The sequence below is a fragment of the Formosa sp. A9 genome (assembly GCF_051200825.1).
Classification (GTDB): Bacteria; Bacteroidota; Bacteroidia; order Flavobacteriales; family Flavobacteriaceae; genus Formosa.
Genome location: NZ_CP195158.1, coordinates 3678524 through 3694338, shown reverse-complemented (window position 1 = coordinate 3694338; position 15815 = coordinate 3678524). Strand labels below are relative to the sequence as shown.

17 protein-coding genes are annotated in these 15815 nt (G+C 35.8%); 10 read left to right on the top strand and 7 right to left on the bottom strand.

The window, feature by feature from the left end:
* Window position 1: 1 nt before the first annotated feature.
* The 7 genes from ACR9EA_RS16210 to ACR9EA_RS16180 all read left to right on the top strand — a co-directional run bounded on the left by ACR9EA_RS16210 (window position 2) and on the right by ACR9EA_RS16180 (window position 6253).
* Window positions 2-709, top strand: a complete 708-nt coding sequence (locus ACR9EA_RS16210; protein ID WP_435135401.1) for a ThuA domain-containing protein — start codon at window positions 2-4, stop codon at window positions 707-709.
* A gap of 37 nt (window positions 710-746) precedes the next feature.
* Window positions 747-914 carry a hypothetical protein gene (locus ACR9EA_RS16205; protein ID WP_435135398.1) on the top strand — a complete coding sequence of 56 codons (168 nt, stop codon included), beginning with the start codon at window positions 747-749 and terminating at the stop codon, window positions 912-914.
* 108 nt (window positions 915-1022) lie between these two features.
* On the top strand, window positions 1023-2048 hold the full coding sequence (hemH, locus tag ACR9EA_RS16200; protein WP_435135396.1) for a ferrochelatase: 1026 nt from the start codon (window positions 1023-1025) through the stop codon (window positions 2046-2048).
* Window positions 2049-2056: 8 nt separating this feature from the next.
* Window positions 2057-3415, top strand: coding sequence for an MATE family efflux transporter (locus ACR9EA_RS16195; RefSeq protein WP_435135393.1), 1359 nt, complete (start codon window positions 2057-2059; stop codon window positions 3413-3415).
* 8 nt (window positions 3416-3423) lie between these two features.
* A complete protein-coding gene (locus ACR9EA_RS16190; protein ID WP_435135390.1) occupies window positions 3424-3972 on the top strand; it encodes a CopD family protein in 549 nt (182 codons plus the stop codon).
* A gap of 45 nt (window positions 3973-4017) precedes the next feature.
* A complete protein-coding gene (locus ACR9EA_RS16185; RefSeq protein ID WP_435135387.1) occupies window positions 4018-5469 on the top strand; it encodes an ATP-binding protein in 1452 nt (483 codons plus the stop codon).
* A 4-nt stretch (window positions 5470-5473) separates the two neighbouring features.
* The gene (locus ACR9EA_RS16180) at window positions 5474-6253 is read left to right on the top strand and encodes an enoyl-CoA hydratase/isomerase family protein (protein WP_435135384.1); all 780 of its coding nucleotides are present in this window, start codon (window positions 5474-5476) and stop codon (window positions 6251-6253) included.
* 188 nt (window positions 6254-6441) lie between these two features.
* On the opposite strand, the gene ACR9EA_RS16175 is transcribed toward ACR9EA_RS16180, so the two are convergent.
* The 3 genes from ACR9EA_RS16175 to ACR9EA_RS16165 all read right to left on the bottom strand — a co-directional run bounded on the left by ACR9EA_RS16175 (window position 6442) and on the right by ACR9EA_RS16165 (window position 9197).
* Window positions 6442-7050: a hypothetical protein gene (locus tag ACR9EA_RS16175; RefSeq protein WP_435135382.1), complete on the bottom strand. Its 609-nt coding sequence runs from the start codon at window positions 7048-7050 to the stop codon at window positions 6442-6444.
* 439 nt (window positions 7051-7489) lie between these two features.
* Window positions 7490-8104 (bottom strand): hypothetical protein, encoded by a 615-nt coding sequence (locus tag ACR9EA_RS16170; protein ID WP_435135379.1) that lies wholly within the window; start codon window positions 8102-8104, stop codon window positions 7490-7492.
* Window positions 8105-8591: 487 nt separating this feature from the next.
* Entirely contained in the window at window positions 8592-9197 is a 606-nt protein-coding gene (locus ACR9EA_RS16165) for a hypothetical protein (RefSeq protein WP_435135376.1), read from the bottom strand.
* Between the two features lie 665 nt (window positions 9198-9862).
* On the opposite strand from ACR9EA_RS16165, the gene ACR9EA_RS16160 reads away from it, so the two are divergent.
* On the top strand, window positions 9863-10732 hold the full coding sequence (locus ACR9EA_RS16160) for an AraC family transcriptional regulator (protein ID WP_435135374.1): 870 nt from the start codon (window positions 9863-9865) through the stop codon (window positions 10730-10732).
* Here the strand turns inward: ACR9EA_RS16160 and ACR9EA_RS16155 are convergent, their stop codons facing one another.
* The 4 genes from ACR9EA_RS16155 to ACR9EA_RS16140 form a co-directional block, all read right to left on the bottom strand.
* Complete coding sequence (locus tag ACR9EA_RS16155) at window positions 10733-11386, bottom strand: HD domain-containing protein (protein ID WP_435135371.1); 654 nt, start codon at window positions 11384-11386, stop codon at window positions 10733-10735.
* A 158-nt stretch (window positions 11387-11544) separates the two neighbouring features.
* Window positions 11545-12531 carry an acyl-ACP desaturase gene (locus ACR9EA_RS16150; RefSeq protein WP_435135368.1) on the bottom strand — a complete coding sequence of 329 codons (987 nt, stop codon included), beginning with the start codon at window positions 12529-12531 and terminating at the stop codon, window positions 11545-11547.
* Between the two features lie 11 nt (window positions 12532-12542).
* A complete protein-coding gene (locus tag ACR9EA_RS16145) occupies window positions 12543-13280 on the bottom strand; it encodes a lysophospholipid acyltransferase family protein (RefSeq protein ID WP_435135365.1) in 738 nt (245 codons plus the stop codon).
* Between the two features lie 92 nt (window positions 13281-13372).
* Complete coding sequence (locus ACR9EA_RS16140; protein ID WP_435135362.1) at window positions 13373-13783, bottom strand: BrxA/BrxB family bacilliredoxin; 411 nt, start codon at window positions 13781-13783, stop codon at window positions 13373-13375.
* A gap of 332 nt (window positions 13784-14115) precedes the next feature.
* On the opposite strand from ACR9EA_RS16140, the gene ACR9EA_RS16135 reads away from it, so the two are divergent.
* Window positions 14116-14865, top strand: a complete 750-nt coding sequence (locus ACR9EA_RS16135; protein WP_435135360.1) for a TerB family tellurite resistance protein — start codon at window positions 14116-14118, stop codon at window positions 14863-14865.
* Between the two features lie 24 nt (window positions 14866-14889).
* The gene (locus ACR9EA_RS16130) at window positions 14890-15810 is read left to right on the top strand and encodes a hypothetical protein (RefSeq protein ID WP_435135358.1); all 921 of its coding nucleotides are present in this window, start codon (window positions 14890-14892) and stop codon (window positions 15808-15810) included.
* The last annotated feature ends 5 nt before the right edge of the window (window positions 15811-15815 follow it).

The window sequence follows — 15815 nt, the reverse complement described above, 5'->3', positions numbered from 1 at the left end:
CATGAAATGGCTACTCTCTTTTTTGTTTGTTGTAATTAATGGTTGGGCGCAACAGCATGTAGATCGTGTGCTTGTGTTTACCAAAACCGAGGGCTTTAGGCATAAATCTATAGAAGCTGGTGTGCAAACATTTAAGGCTTTAGGAGAGGAACATGGTTTTAATGTATTTCACACCGAAAATGCAGCACAGTTTACAAACGAGAATTTAAAACAGTTTAAAGTGGTGGTATTTTTAAATACAACGGGAAATGTGTTAAATTCCTTGCAAGAGGCAGCATTACAACGTTACGTAAACCAAGGTGGTAGCTTTATGGGGGTTCATGCTGCCACAGATACCGAATTCGATTGGCCTTGGTACGGTAAATTGGTTGGCGCCTATTTTGAAAATCACCCAAAGCCAGCTAAAGCCATTTTAAAAAAGACACCATATGCTCATCAAGCAACAGCGCATTTAGAAGCAGAATGGGCGCATTTTGATGAGTGGTATAATTTTAAATCGATTAGTAGCGATATTCAGGTGCTTTTATTTTTGGACGAGTCGAGTTACTCGGGTGGTGAAAATGGACATCATCACCCAATTGCTTGGTGTCAGGAATTCGACGGTGGAAGAATGTTTTATACAGGATTAGGCCATACCGCTGAAGCGTATAACGATACCAATGTAAAACAGCATTTGTTAGGTGGAATTTTGTATTGTTTGCGCCGGTAATTTTTTGTAGATTTAAATGATTTGAAAAATAATTATTATGGGCTACTTATCACCAGAAATTGAAGCTTGGTTTAAAAAATCGAAAGAAGCATCTTTGGTAAAACCAGGAGTGTCTTGCGGGATTTTTCAAGATTTAGATGCAAGCCAATCGCCAGAAACCTTTAAAAAGCAAAGTCGTACAAAACACCAAACCAAAGACCTGTAGTTTTTTTGAATTTAAACACGATATTAAATCAATTTGATTTAATATCGTATAAGGTAATACTATCGTTATAAAATAGTTTGATAGTATTTTCTATTGTATTTTTGCAATATGAAAAAAGGAATTTTACTTGTTAATTTAGGATCCCCAGAGAGTCCAACACCCCAAGATGTTAAAACGTATTTAGGAGAGTTTTTAATGGATGAACGCGTTATAGATTTGCCACTAATAGCGCGAACGGCACTTGTAAAAGGTATTATCTTAAAAACGCGACCAAAAGCTTCGGCGGCAGCGTACAAAAAGATTTGGTGGGACGAAGGGTCTCCGTTAATTGTAATTTCTGAACGCTTGCAAACTAAAGTTCAAAAAGTAGTCGACTATCCTGTGGCTTTGGCCATGCGATATGGTTCTATGATGATAAAAAAAGGACTTCAGGAGTTGGTAGATCAAGGGGTAGAGCACGTATTTCTTATCCCTTTATATCCGCAATTTGCTATGGCAACAACCGAAACTATTTTGGTTTTAGCAGAAGAATTGAGACAAGCGCATTTTTCAAATTTAAAAATAGATCATTTACCGGCGTTTTATAATAAACCCGATTATATTGCAGTGCTAAGTGCCTCCATTAAAAAGCATTTGGCTGGTAAATCTTACGATCATGTGTTGTTTTCTTATCATGGTGTCCCAGAACGTCATATTAGAAAAAGCGATGTTACTAAATCGCATTGTAAGATAGACGGGTCGTGTTGTAAAACCCCGTCAAAAGCACACGAATTTTGTTACAGGCATCAGTGCTTAGAGGTCACACGATTAGTTGCCGAAACACTGCAGTTGCAAGAAGGAACATTTTCAACGTCGTTCCAATCCCGATTAGGTTTCGATCCGTGGCTACAGCCTTATACCGACAGAACAATAGAGCGTCTAGGTTTAGAAGGTGTAAAGAACATGGCTATTATAACCCCTGCTTTTGTTAGCGATTGCTTGGAAACTCTAGAGGAAATTGCCATGGAAGGACAAGAGCTTTTTCATGAAGTTGGCGGGCAAGAATTTACTACCGTACCTTGTTTGAACGATGATGATGCTTGGGCAGATTTATTAGGGACATGGATAAATACTTGGGCTGAAAAGTCTAATTAAAAATTAGTATGGCAGGTGTATCTACTGTAGATTTAGGCACAGAGCCCATAGGGAAATTGCTAATACGGCAAGCGGTACCCGCTTCTATAGGTATTTTAGTAATGTCTTTAAATGTACTAGTCGATACCATATTTGTTGGTAATTGGATTGGTGCTATTGCCATAGCGGCTATTAATGTTGTTTTGCCAGTATCGTTTTTTATTGCAGCTTTGGGTATGGCAATTGGTATTGGTGGATCTTCAATTATTTCTAGGGCTTTGGGCGCTAAACAATTGGACAAAGCTTTAGATACTTTTGGTAATCAAATTACATTAACTTTTTTGCTAACCACTATTTTTGTGGTGTTGGGGTTGTATTTTAAAGATCCTATTATACAGTCTTTTGGGGGTAAAGGTAATATTTTCGAACCCGCAAAAGTGTATTATACCATTGTATTGTATGGGGTGCCATTCTTGGCTTTATGTATGATGGGGAATACGGTTATAAGGGCAGAGGGTAAGCCTAAATTTGCCATGTATGCCATGATGATTCCTTCGGTAGGAAACCTGCTTTTCGATTATATTTTTATCAATGTTTTGGGTATGGGCATGACGGGTGCTGCTTGGGCGACCACTGGATCTTATATGCTTTGTTTGTTATACATTGTTTGGTATTTCAATTCAGGTATTTCGGTTTTAAAGGTGCGAGCACGATATTTAAAATTTAAATATGCTGTAATAAAAGAAATGGCTTCTTTAGGCTTCGTAACCTTGGCTCGACAGGCGGTGGTTAGTGTTACGTATTTATTTATGAATAACATTTTGTTTAATCTTGGTGGCGAAGTTTCGGTTACAGCCTATGCTATTGTAGGCAGAATGTTAATGTTTGCTTTGTTTCCTGTATTTGGAATTACACAAGGGTTTTTACCCATAGCAGGATATAATTACGGTGCGCAACAGTATTTAAGGGTAAAGAAATCCATCTACATTGCGGTTAAATACGCAGCCGTTTTGGCAACTTTAATTTTTATTTTGCTGATGGCTTTTCCAGAAGGCATTACCAAAATGTTTACACAAGATTCAGCAGTGTTACAACAAACACCTTCTGCCATGAGGTGGGTATTTGCTGCAACGCCAATTATTGCGCTTCAGTTAATAGGAGCGGCTTATTTTCAGGCGATAGGAAAAGCAATTCCGGCCTTATTGTTAACTTTAACCAGACAAGGCTTTTTCTTTATTCCGTTAATCTTAATTTTGCCAAAGTTTTTTGGCGAGTTGGGGGTATGGGTGTCTTTTCCTATTTCCGATGTTTTGTCAACCGTGGTAACCGGCTATTTTCTAAATAAAGAAATAAAAACCGATTTAGAGCAAAAAAGTGTAATGGTATAAACGTAATTATGGAATACTACAACTATATAAAAGCCCTTCATTTAATATTTGTTATTACCTGGTTTGCAGGTTTGTTTTACATTCCACGCTTGTTTGTATACCAAATCGAAGCATTTCATAAGCCATCACCAGAAAAGGAAATTCTTGGCGATCAACTAAAATTAATGGCCAAGCGATTGTGGTATATTATAACTTGGCCTTCCGCAATTTTAGCTGTGGTTTTTGCAATACTTTTACTTGTAATTATGCCTGTATGGTTGCAGCAGGGATGGATGCATGTTAAGCTAGGTTTTGTGGTGCTGCTTATTATTTATCATTTAAAAACACATCAGTTTTTCAAGCAATTACAGCGCGATGAGGTTACCAAAACATCTAATTTTATGCGATTATGGAACGAAGGCGCTACATTTATTCTGTTTGCAGTTGTGTTTTTAGTGATTCTAAAAAATGCCATGAATTGGATTTTTGGGGTTATTGCCATTTTTGTGCTTGGTGCCTTACTTATGTTGGGTTTTAAGGTATATAAACGCATTCGTTCTAAAAATCCGAGAGCTTAAAACGATTGGCTTGATTATTGTTATATTTAGCACAGGATATAACATATGAAACTAAAAAAAATCTCTTTACGGCTTCGCATTTTTGTGGCCATGCTTTTTGTAGTGCTTTTGGCATCTATTTTAATTGTGGTAGTGGCGATTTACCAGTACAGCGAAGAGGCGATAGATTATCATCAGCAACGTCTGGAGCGTAAAGAGAAAAACATAAAATCCCACTTAAATTTTATTATAAAAGAAACTTCGTACGAGGTTAAAACCGAAAAACTTCCTTTAATCTTAAAAAATAAAATATACGAAATTGCTACCATTCATAATTTAACGATTAATATTTACGATTTAGACGGTACCATTTTAACCTCTTCTAGAGCTGCTTTTGCTCAAGATTCTGTGCCTAGTTGTATAGATGCTAAAATATTAAATCGCTTATCGCATTCTGTAGAACATACTTATGTGGAAAAACGACATGAAAACGAAAAAGTGTATCAATCGTCGTATTCTTATATCACCGATCAAAAATACAAACCTTTAGCGATACTTAATTTGCCTTATCTTGAAGACGATGATTTTTTAGATAAGGAACTCGATGAATTTTTGGAGCGTATTAGTTACGCCTATTTGTTTATGTTGGTTCTAGCTTCGGCAATAGCGTTCTTTTTGGCCAATTATATAACAAAATCGATAAAAACCATAAGCGATAAAATTAATACAACAACTCTGGAAAAACGTAACGAGCGTATAGATGTAGACGATGCGAGTCAGGAAATTTCAACTTTAGTGAATTCCTATAATAGTATGATCGATCAGTTAGAGGAAAGCGCAGTAAAATTGGCTAAGAGTGAGCGCGAACAGGCTTGGCGGGAAATGGCAAAACAGGTGGCGCACGAAATTAAAAACCCTTTAACACCAATGCGATTGAGTGTTCAGAATTTTCAACGAAAATTTAATCCTAACGATCCTCAAATTCATCAAAAAGTCGAAGAGTATTCCGAAACTTTAATCCAACAAATCGATACCATGAGTGCTATAGCATCGGCATTTTCGAATTTTGCTAAAATGCCAGCGCAGCAAAACGAAACGATAGATGTTGTTAGTACGGTACGATTGGCTTTAGACATTTTTAACGAAGACTATATTGTGTTTCTGTGCGAACAGGAAACCATAATTACCACGTTCGATAAAACACATTTAATACGTATCGTTACCAATTTGGTGAAAAACGGTATACAATCAATTCCGCCAGAACGCGTGCCTAAAATAGTTGTGCACGTATCGTTGCAAAACAATGCTATTAGGTTAAGCGTTTCTGATAACGGTACAGGTATTTCCGAAGAAAACGAAGCTAAAGTATTCGAACCAAAGTTTACCACAAAATCTAGTGGTATGGGACTTGGACTGGCTATGGTTAAGAATATTGTGGAAACTTATAACGGAAACATTACCTTTACAACACAACACGAAAAAGGAACAACGTTTATTGTTACTTTTCCAAAACTATAAAGACATGACGTTTAATAATTTACTTTTAGAAACCCACGAAGGGGTTGCCACTATAACCATAAACCGACCTACAAAATTAAATGCTTTAAATAAAGAAACGATAGCCGAGTTGCATTCAGCTTTTAAATTAGCAGATGAAAATACCGAAACACGCGTTATACTAATTACTGGAACTGGAGAAAAGGCCTTTGTTGCCGGTGCGGATATTAGTGAATTCGCACATTTTAATGTCGATCAAGGCGCTGCTTTGGCAGCAAAAGGTCAGGAGTTGCTGTTCGATTTTGTAGAAAATTTGCAAACACCAGTTATAGCTGCTGTTAATGGTTTCGCTTTAGGTGGAGGTTTAGAGTTAGCTATGGCGTGCCATTTTAGAGTGGCTAGTACCAATGCTAAAATGGGACTTCCGGAGGTTTCTTTAGGGGTTATTCCTGGTTATGGCGGTACGCAGCGTTTGCCACAATTAGTGGGTAAAGGTCGCGCTATGGAAATGATTATGACTGCAGGAATGATTAACGCCGAGCAAGCCTTGCATTACGGTTTAGTAAATCATGTTGTGGAGCAAGATACTTTATTGGAGTTTTGCGAAGGGATAGCTCAAAAAATAATGAAAAATTCGCCTGTTGCCATTGGTAAAGCCATTGCGGTAATTAATGCAGGGTATAAGGCAAATGTTAATGGTTATGCTTCGGAAATTGAAGCTTTTGGCGCTTGTTTTGGAACCGATGATTTTAAAGAAGGTACTACCGCTTTTTTAGAAAAACGCAAAGCGCAGTTTAATAAGTGATTTTCTGGGGTTATAAAACATAAGAAAGAGGCTGTCCAAAAAGTTAGTTTTTTGTCAATCTGAATTTATTTCAGATTCTCATAATTATTGATTTTCAATATGGTGAGATTCTGTGTCAAGCACAGAATGACGTACTTTTAAACTTTTTAGGCGGCCTCTTTACAATAAACTTAGTGACTAGATAAACATTATATTTTAAAATATTCTACGTATTCTCTGCCGTTCGATTCGAAAACGATACGGTAATCACCGTGTTCTTTACCATCTAATTGATAGATGCGCTCGATATTCATTTCGTTGGTAATTGTATCGGCATGAATAAGTTCGTAATCGGCTCCTCTTAAATTGGTATTGTAGTAAATTTTTACGTGTAAAGGTTCTTTTTCTAAAGCCAGTTTAGAAATTAAAATGTTGTTTTCCTTTACTCTTAAAACAGGCTTAAAAAGTGTAATCTCTTTATCTGTTATAAAGGCAACAGTACCCGTTTTTACATTAAAAGGAATGATTTTGATTTGATAGGCTTTTTGATGTTCGAAATAATAGTTACCGTTTGGCAAATTGGTTAAATCGAAGGTGTTGTTGTACAAGCCTGTCTTTTCTATTGTTTCTTTGTGTAAGATTAAACCATTAACATCTTTTATTAATAATTGCTGTCCTTCTTTTGCATCTTTAAGTGTTAACGTAATCTCCATTTTCTCTTTATCATCAATAAATGATGAAAAGTTAGTGGCGTAACTTGTTGCTATGCTAGAAACCATTACTAACATGCAAATACTGAGTTTCATTACTTTTTTCATAATTGAATTATTTAACGATTAACATTACAAATGTAGGTTGTAATACTGGGGTGTAAAACATCGATATTGGCTACTTTATATGCTAAATTACCTGTAAAATTTAAGTTAAGTTTTTGTAATGTTAAAATAGAATATATTTAAGGTAATGTAGCAGATTTTATTGGTGTCGCTCTTAAGGTGAAATATTGGTTTATCTCGGTTAGTAACCGACATGCCTTAATTGCGGAATTGTTTAATATGCTTTGGGGTTTGGTATAGGCGTTCTGCAAAATAGTATAGGCTCTGGGTAATAGTTTAAATTTTTTTAATAAACACTTAATAATTAGTGTGTTATTGAGATTTTGTGTTAATGTTTTGTAAATAAAAAAAGAGTGGGTTAACCAGACCCACTCTAAACAAACTAACTAATTACATAGTCTAACTAACTATATGTTGTGTGCTAAATATGCATGTATTCTGTATAAAATCTTCCTTCCGTTTCAAATACTATTTTATATTCTCCTTGTTGCTTTTCAGATAGGCTGTAAATACGTTCTATGTTAACTTGGTTACTGATAGTTTCGGAGTGTAAAAGTTCAAAATCTGTATGGGTAGTATTGCTGTTCTTTTTGTAGTAGATTTTTATGTGTAAATCTTCTTTGTTTAAAGCTAATTTCGAGATGTATACCGTGTTGTTTTTAAAACGGGTAACGGGTTTAAACAATGTTACAAAATTTGCAGTATTATAAGCTGCTGCTCCAGATTGTATTTCGAAAGGAATAATTTTTACTTGGTAATCTTTTTCGTGTTCAAAATAATAACTTCCGTTGGGTAAATTAGAAAGATTGAACGTATTGCTGTAGCTGCCTGTATTTTTAAAATCTTCTTTATAAAGTGTCAAGCCATTAATATCTTTTATTAAAAGTTGCTGGCCTTGTTTAACATCGTCTAGCGTTAATGTAATCTCTTTTTTGTTTTTGTCGTCAACCTTTACTTTGTTGTCTTTGGCATAGGTTGTTGCTATGCTAGTTAAAACGGCTAACATGCAAATACTAAATTGTAATACCTTTTTCATAGTGATTGTTTTTAACAATTAACACTACAAATGTATGGGGTGTTGGTGGTATCTAAAACATCGATATTGGCTATTTTGTATGCTATATTATCTGTAAAATTTAAGTTAAGCTTTTGTAAGGTTAATATAGAGTATATTTTTGGTAATTTTGTGCATCCGTTATGCTTGATCATTTTAAGGAATACACGTAAAAGCTTTGTAATAACCGCGTAGTTTGGTATTATAAAATTTACGACGGCAAATGGACTTTTAGATAAGGCGATTCAGGTTAATCTTAAATTAAAATACATATAACCATCTCGAAATTTAGCGGAGTATATGTTAATTGAATTTTAAATGTAGATGAGGTTCATGTGCTAAGACGGTGTTGCTTGTTTGTGTTTTTTACTTGAATAATAAACAAAAAAAAGAGCGGGTTAACCAGACCCGCTCTCTAACAAACTAACTAACTAATTGACATAGTCTAACTAACTATTCATTTAATATTTTATAAGGTGAAGTTTTCTACAAAATCTTCGCCATTTGTGGTAAGTACTACTCTGTATTCTCCTTTTCTTTCTGGAGATAATTGGTAAATACGCTCGATGTTTAAGGTGTCGGTAACATGCTCTGCATGGATTAACTCGAAATCAGATTTTACATCGCTGCTGTAGTATATTGCTACATTTAAATCTTCTTTGTCTAAAGCTAATTGGGTTAAATACATAACGTTGCCTTGTTTGCGTACCACTGGCTTAAAGAATGTTTTACCGTTGTTGCTATCAAAAGAAACTTCGCCTTTGGCAACTGTAAAAGGAATACGTTTAATTTGTAAATCTTTATAGTGCTCAAAATAATATGTTCCTTCTGGTAACGCTTTTAAGTTAAACGTGTTGTTGTATAAACCAGTAGTAGCAATAGCTTCTTTGTAAATGGTTAAACCATCTAAATCCTTAATTACTAATTGTTGACCAGCTTTTACGTTATTTAAGGTTAATGTTATAACCATTTTACCTTTATCATCATCTTCTTTTTTTGTGTTACCTGCGTAACTTGTTGCCATTGTAGTAACCATTACTAATAGGCACATGCTAAATTTAATTACGTTTTTCATGTTGTTTTTCTTAACGATTAACACTGCAAATATAGAGCGGTTTTACATGCTGAAAAACATCAATATTGCCTTGTTTGTATGCTATATTATCCGAAAACGTTGTAAATATGTTTTATTGAGTTAAAATAAAACATTTTATGTTCTATATTGTAATATTTTTTGAATCGAAAACGTTGTAGTTTGAAGTTTTTTTTGAAGGCTGATTAAAAAAAAGTATAAAATTTTAATCGGGAGCCGTTTTTAGTACTTAAAAACTCATGAAGATGATAATTCTGTAATTTAAATAAATAAAAAAAAAGAGTGGGTTAACCAGACCCACTCTAACAAACTAACTAATTGACATAGTCTAACTAACTATTTATTTAAATTCAAAAATTATATTTTATCATACTCGTATTAAATAGGTTATGTATTCGAGTATTGAGAACTTTATTGTTGTTATCCAAAAAGGTAAGCTAAGACTTACAGCTTGTTGTATGATTACATGACAAATATAGGGTGGTATTTTAAGCTGTAAAACATCAATATTGCCTATTTTGTGTGGAATATTAACTGTGAAATTTACGTTAAGCTTTTGTAAAGATAATTTAGCATATATTATAGATAATTAAGAACATGTTATACCTTTGCAGCATTTTGTATTTTTGTGTAAAAACCTGTACCCTATGAAAATAAAACCTACATACGAAAAAGTAACGCCCAGCTTTGGAAGTTCCTTAGTGGTTAGGCACCATACGCAAGAAGCGCACAAAAGCCGTGCGTTTTGGCATTTTCATCCAGAATTAGAATTGGTTTATGTAAATAAAGGACAAGGTAAACGCCATATTGGTAACCATTTGTCTTATTTTAATAATAGTCAGCTTATCCTTATTGGATCTAATTTGCCGCATAACGGATTTACAGATCGTTTAACAGCTAGCGGTTCGGAAACCATTATACAGTTTTTACCAGATTTCTTGGGAGATTCGTTTTTTAAACTTCCAGAGATGGAACGCATCGCTTTACTGTTTGAGCGCGCTAAAAAAGGAATTCTTTACAAACCTGAAACTAAATTTTTGGTTGGCCCTAAAATAGAATCTTTAAACGACCTTCAGGGTTTTAATAGGGTTTTAAAATTTTTGGAAATTTTAAACGATTTAGCGCTTAGCGAACATTATACCTTATTAAATGTAGATGGTGTGGCTTTCGAAACCGAACCTCAAGACAGTGCTAAAATAGATGTTATTTTTAAGTACATAAATAATAACTTTCAGGAGCACATTAGTTTAGAAGACATGGCTGGTAAAGTAAACATGACGGTGCCGGCGTTTTGTAGATTCTTTAAAAAAGCAACAGGAAAAACATTTACCAAGTTAGTTAACGAATACCGCGTAGTGCATGCTACTAAATTGCTTCAAGAAAGTAAAATGAGTATAACCGATATTTGTTTTGAATGCGGCTTTAATAATTTCTCGCATTTCAATAAATTTTTTAACGAGATTACCGGAACCACTGCTTCTAAATATCGAAGTGAAATGACGCGTATTATTCAATAATTAGCGTTCGCCGTTCCATTCGGCGTAAAATTGTTTTAGATACAACTCCATAAATTCGTGGCGTTGTGCTGCTATGGTCTTACCGGTTAGAGTGTTCATTTTATCTTTTAAAAGTAAAAGCTTTTCATAAAAATGATTTATGGAAGGCGCAGTAGATGCCTTATAAGCTTCTTTCGTCATGTTTAGATTTGGTGCGATGTTCGGGTCGTAAATGGCTCTGTTTTTAAAGCCTCCATAATTAAAACATCTGGCAATACCAATGGCGCCAATGGCGTCTAATCGATCGGCATCTTGAACAACATCTAGTTCTATTGAAGAAAAAGAGCTTTTAGTGTGCCCGCCTTTAAACGAAATGTTTTCAATAATCGCAACTACATGGTTAATTGTAGTATTGTCAACATGAATACTGTTTAAAAACTCTGAAGCCATTTTTGGGCCAATGGTTTCGTCGCCATCATAAAACTTACTATCGGCAATATCGTGTAAAAGAGCAGCTAATTCTACAACCAATAGGTTTACGTTTTCGGTTTTTGCAATTAGTTTAGCATTGTTGTAAACCCGTTCTATATGAAACCAATCGTGCCCGCCTTCGGCATGTTGTAGCGTGTGTTTAACAAAATCTATGGTTTGTGGTATAATAGTAGTATCGCTCATAATTGTCATGAAAAAAAGGTCTGAAAAGTTAATTTTTCGTCAATCTGAATTTATTTCAGATGCTCTAACCACCAATTTTCAGTGTAGAGAGATTCTGTGTCGAGCACAGAATGACGATACTTTTTAACTTTTCAGACCTCAGTTTATCTAAGTAATGCTTAAAGTTTTGCGGGCTCAACCCACTTAAATTGATATGAGTTTTCAGGAATTTTCATACGTTCTGCTAATCGCATCATTCTTGCGGGAAGCTTAACCAAATAATCTCTGGCTTTTTCTGCTTCATCTGTTAATCCTGTAATTTTTTCAATTTCCCAACGATCAATAAGCTTTTCTAAAATTTGCACATAATCAACAGATGTGTACACACCAATACGCTGTGCAGTGTTCGAAAACTCTTCGAAAGCCGTGCTAATTTTGTCGCCAGATTCTCTTAAAAAGTGAGCCGGCATCGTAATTTTTTGTTTCATCATGTAATGAAACGCCATCATCATTTGGCTTGGGTCTACTTTAAAAATACGCTCTACAAATTCGCTATAGGCATTGTGGTGTCTCATTTCGTCGCCCGAAATAATACGACACATTTTACTCAATTGTTTATTGCCTCTGTCTTTGGCTAACTTGGCTACACGATTGTGCGAAATGTAGGTGGCCAACTCTTGGAAACTGGTGTATACAAAGTTTTTGTATGGGTCACGATCGGTACCGATATCAAAACCATCGGAAATTAAATATTGGGTGGTTTTTTCTATCTCGCGCATATTTACACGGCCAGAAAGGTATAAATACTTGTTAAGTACGTCGCCGTGTCTGTTTTCTTCGGCAGTCCAGTGGCGCACCCACTTAGACCATCCGTTGCGTTCTACCTGGCCAACACCTTCAACATCCATTAACCAAGATTCGTAAGTTGGTAGGGCTTCTTCGGTAATCATATCGCCTACAAGAACTACCCAAAAATCGTAAGGGAGCTCTTTGGCTAATTCTCTAATTTCTTTTACTTCTTCAAAAAAAGTATCGCCTTCAGAATCTGGTAAAAAATCTGTTGGTTGCCAAATTTTTTCTATCGGAATTAAATATTTTTCTATTAATGCGTCTACGTCTTTTTCCAAAAACTGCATGACTTCTAACCTCACATTTTTTAATGACATAACGTTATATTTTAAGAGTTTATACTTTGTTTTACGGTCTGTTCTACTTGATCGATTAACTCGTCTGTTGTTGCTGTAAAGGTAGCCAAATTTATGGGTTTATGTGCCGTTAATGTAATATGTGCACCCAATCCCATTGGGAATTTACCATAACGCAATGTTTTCCAGGAGTTGTTAATGGTTAATGGTATTATGTAGGCATCGGGTAAATTTTTTATTAAGGTTTGTAAACCACGGCGTTGAAACGGTTTGGGCTCCCCAGTTTTACTGCGTGTGCCTTCTGGGAAAATTACGGCAGCATATTTCTTTTCGTTTATAAAAGTCGAAAAATCATTTATGGCTTTTATAGACTGTCTGGCATTTTTGCGATCTATTAAGGCAGAACCACCATGACGTAAATTGTACGATACACTGGGTATGCCTTTACCTAACTCTAATTTACTAATAAATTTTGGATGTACCTCGCGCATAAACCATATTATTGGCGATATGTCGTACATGCTTTGGTGGTTAGATACTATAATTATTGGCGTGTTTTTAGGTAACGGATACGGATTGTTATAAGTGAATCTTGTGCCTAAAATATTTAAACAACGCAGTAAACAAAACTGAAGGACATTTACACTGTTTTGTAAGGCAGTGTAGCCAAAAACACGATGGCTAATCCAGAGTATAGGATGGAAAACGAGTAAGGTTAACCCAAAAGCAATTAAATATAAAATGGTTAACGGATACGCTAATAGTTTCATTAATGGTAATTAGTTCTAATTTAATTTAGCTGTAAAATTACACATAAAAAAACCACGCAAAAAGCGTGGTTTGTATTATTTTAAAAAAGCTTTTAACAAAATTGGTTATAAGCATCTTTAAGGTTGTCGGCAATCATCTCTGCTGGGCGACCTTCAATATGGTGGCGCTCTAACATGTGTACCAATTCACCATCTTTAAATAAAGCAATACTTGGCGAACTTGGCGGGAAAGGGATCATATACCCTCTAGCTTTGTCTACAGCTTCTTTGTCTACACCCGCAAACACAGTTACTAAATGGTCTGGGTGTTTTTCGTTTTGTATACTTGTAATGGCTCCTGGTCTAGCATTTGCCGCAGCACAGCCACAAACCGAATTTACAACTACTAAAGTTGTGCCTTCTTTTGCTATGGCAGCATCTACAGCTTCGGCAGTTTGCAATTCTTCAAAACCAACTTGCGTTAAATGCTCGCGCATAGGTTTTACTAATTCTGCTGGATACATATTTTAATTTCTTTTATGTTTAACAATAAGTTGCAAAGATACATAAAATTAAGCGCTTATGCACACCAAAAGCAGTAATGCTAAAGATGTTTTTGTATAAGTATATTGTGGCGTTTCCTTGCACGGCAAGGGCGGGCTATACGCTGTATCTTTTTGCTTTCAGGATTTTTAACTAGTTACTTCCACATGGTAAGCTAAGCAGGTGTTATGTAAATGTATTGTAAAAGCAAAAAGGATGCCGCTGCTATCCCTAACGCAGAAAATTATTTTAAGTTACTACTAACAACTGTAAAAGTATTGCATGTAGTATATTTGTGCGTAAATTAATTATTATGAGTATATCAAAATGGTTAGGCGCCACTTTAGGATGGTCGTTTGGAGGGCCAATAGGCGCTATTTTAGGGTTTGCATTAGGTAGCGTTGTAGATGGCTTGTCCAACGGTGGTATAAAAGTAAATACCCAAGGCCCATATGGAAATACCCAACAACCCAGAACGCAATCGGGCGATTTCGAGGTAAGTCTGCTTATTCTATCGGCAGTGGTTATTAAGGCCGATGGTAAAAGTAACCAAAGCGAATTAGACTTTGTACGATCGCAATTTGTGGGTATGTATGGTAAAGAACGCGCTAATCATGCGTTTAGATTGTTCAAAAATATTAGTAAACAAAATAATATTCCTGTGCGTGATGTGTGTTTGCAAATTAAGCAAATGATGGATCATCCGTCGCGCTTACAATTGCTTCATTTTTTATTCGGAATCGCTAAAGCCGATGGGAATGTAAGTCAGTCCGAAGTCGACATTATTTATACCATTTCTAATTATTTAGGCATTCGCGCTTTAGATTTCGAAAGTATTAAAGCTATGTTTTATAACAGTAGCGATAATGCTTATAAAATTTTAGAAATCGATAAGTCGGCAACAAACGATGAAATTAAAAAGGCATATCGCCATATGGCTAAAAAATATCACCCAGATAAGGTGATTCATTTAGGTGAAGAGCACCGTAAGGGTGCCGAAGAAAAGTTCCGACAAGTACAAGAGGCTTACGATCAGCTTCAAAAGGAACGCGGATTTAATTAAACATAAAATATTCAACATAAAGATATGATTGAGCAACAATTAGAATTTACAAGACAAGAAGAAAATAATAATGTGTGGTTGTCTCATTTAGATGCTACAGCGTTTCAGGTGGTAGATCATGGTGTAACGCCAACCGTTTTGCCTTCCGAAGCCGTTGTAGGGCAAGCCATGTTACAGGAATTATATGCAACGGCAGCCGAAAAAGAAGGCGATATCAACATCGCGCTTTTGGGTGGTCGTGGTGCTCAGGAATTACATCGTTTGTTGGGTGAAATCGCTAAGACTGGCGAGCAAGATGCATTGTTAAGTCGGTTAAATGTGTTTACCCAAGATGCATTAGCGCCAATGAACATGGCTAATGGCTTCAGTTTTGTTAGGGATTTCGAACGTATTTTAGGAGACGCTTTTTTCAAGAAAATAAAAAGCTTTACCCCCATGCAAACCGATACAGACGATCTGGAATCGGCACTTACGGCCTATTTAACCAAGTTGGAACATTTAGGCGGACTCGATATCTTCTTTATTGGTCATGGACCAGAAGCCAACCAAGCTTCACATTTGGCGTATATCAAGCCGTTTTCGGGAGCACAATGGCATCACGTGGCAGGCATCATACCTATTTCCAATAGTATTTTAGAACATCATATCAATAAATTTAAAGCAGGCGGAAGTATGGTAAGCGAGAGCGACGAACAAGAGTGTCGGGCCGCGAAATATATTTTAACTCTTGGGCCTGCAGCCATATTACAAGCTAAAAAAGTGGTGCAATCGGTGGTGGATGCCGATACAGCTCCAGCCAAAGTAGATACTTATGCCAAGGTGCTTCAAACAACCATCAGTTCCAATTTAGAGGAGGCTAAACAGCAATTAAACGCCAATCCAGGGTTGTGGATCAGATTGCACAACAATACTAAATCTTTTGTGTTGCCTAATTTAGGGGTGTAAATGAA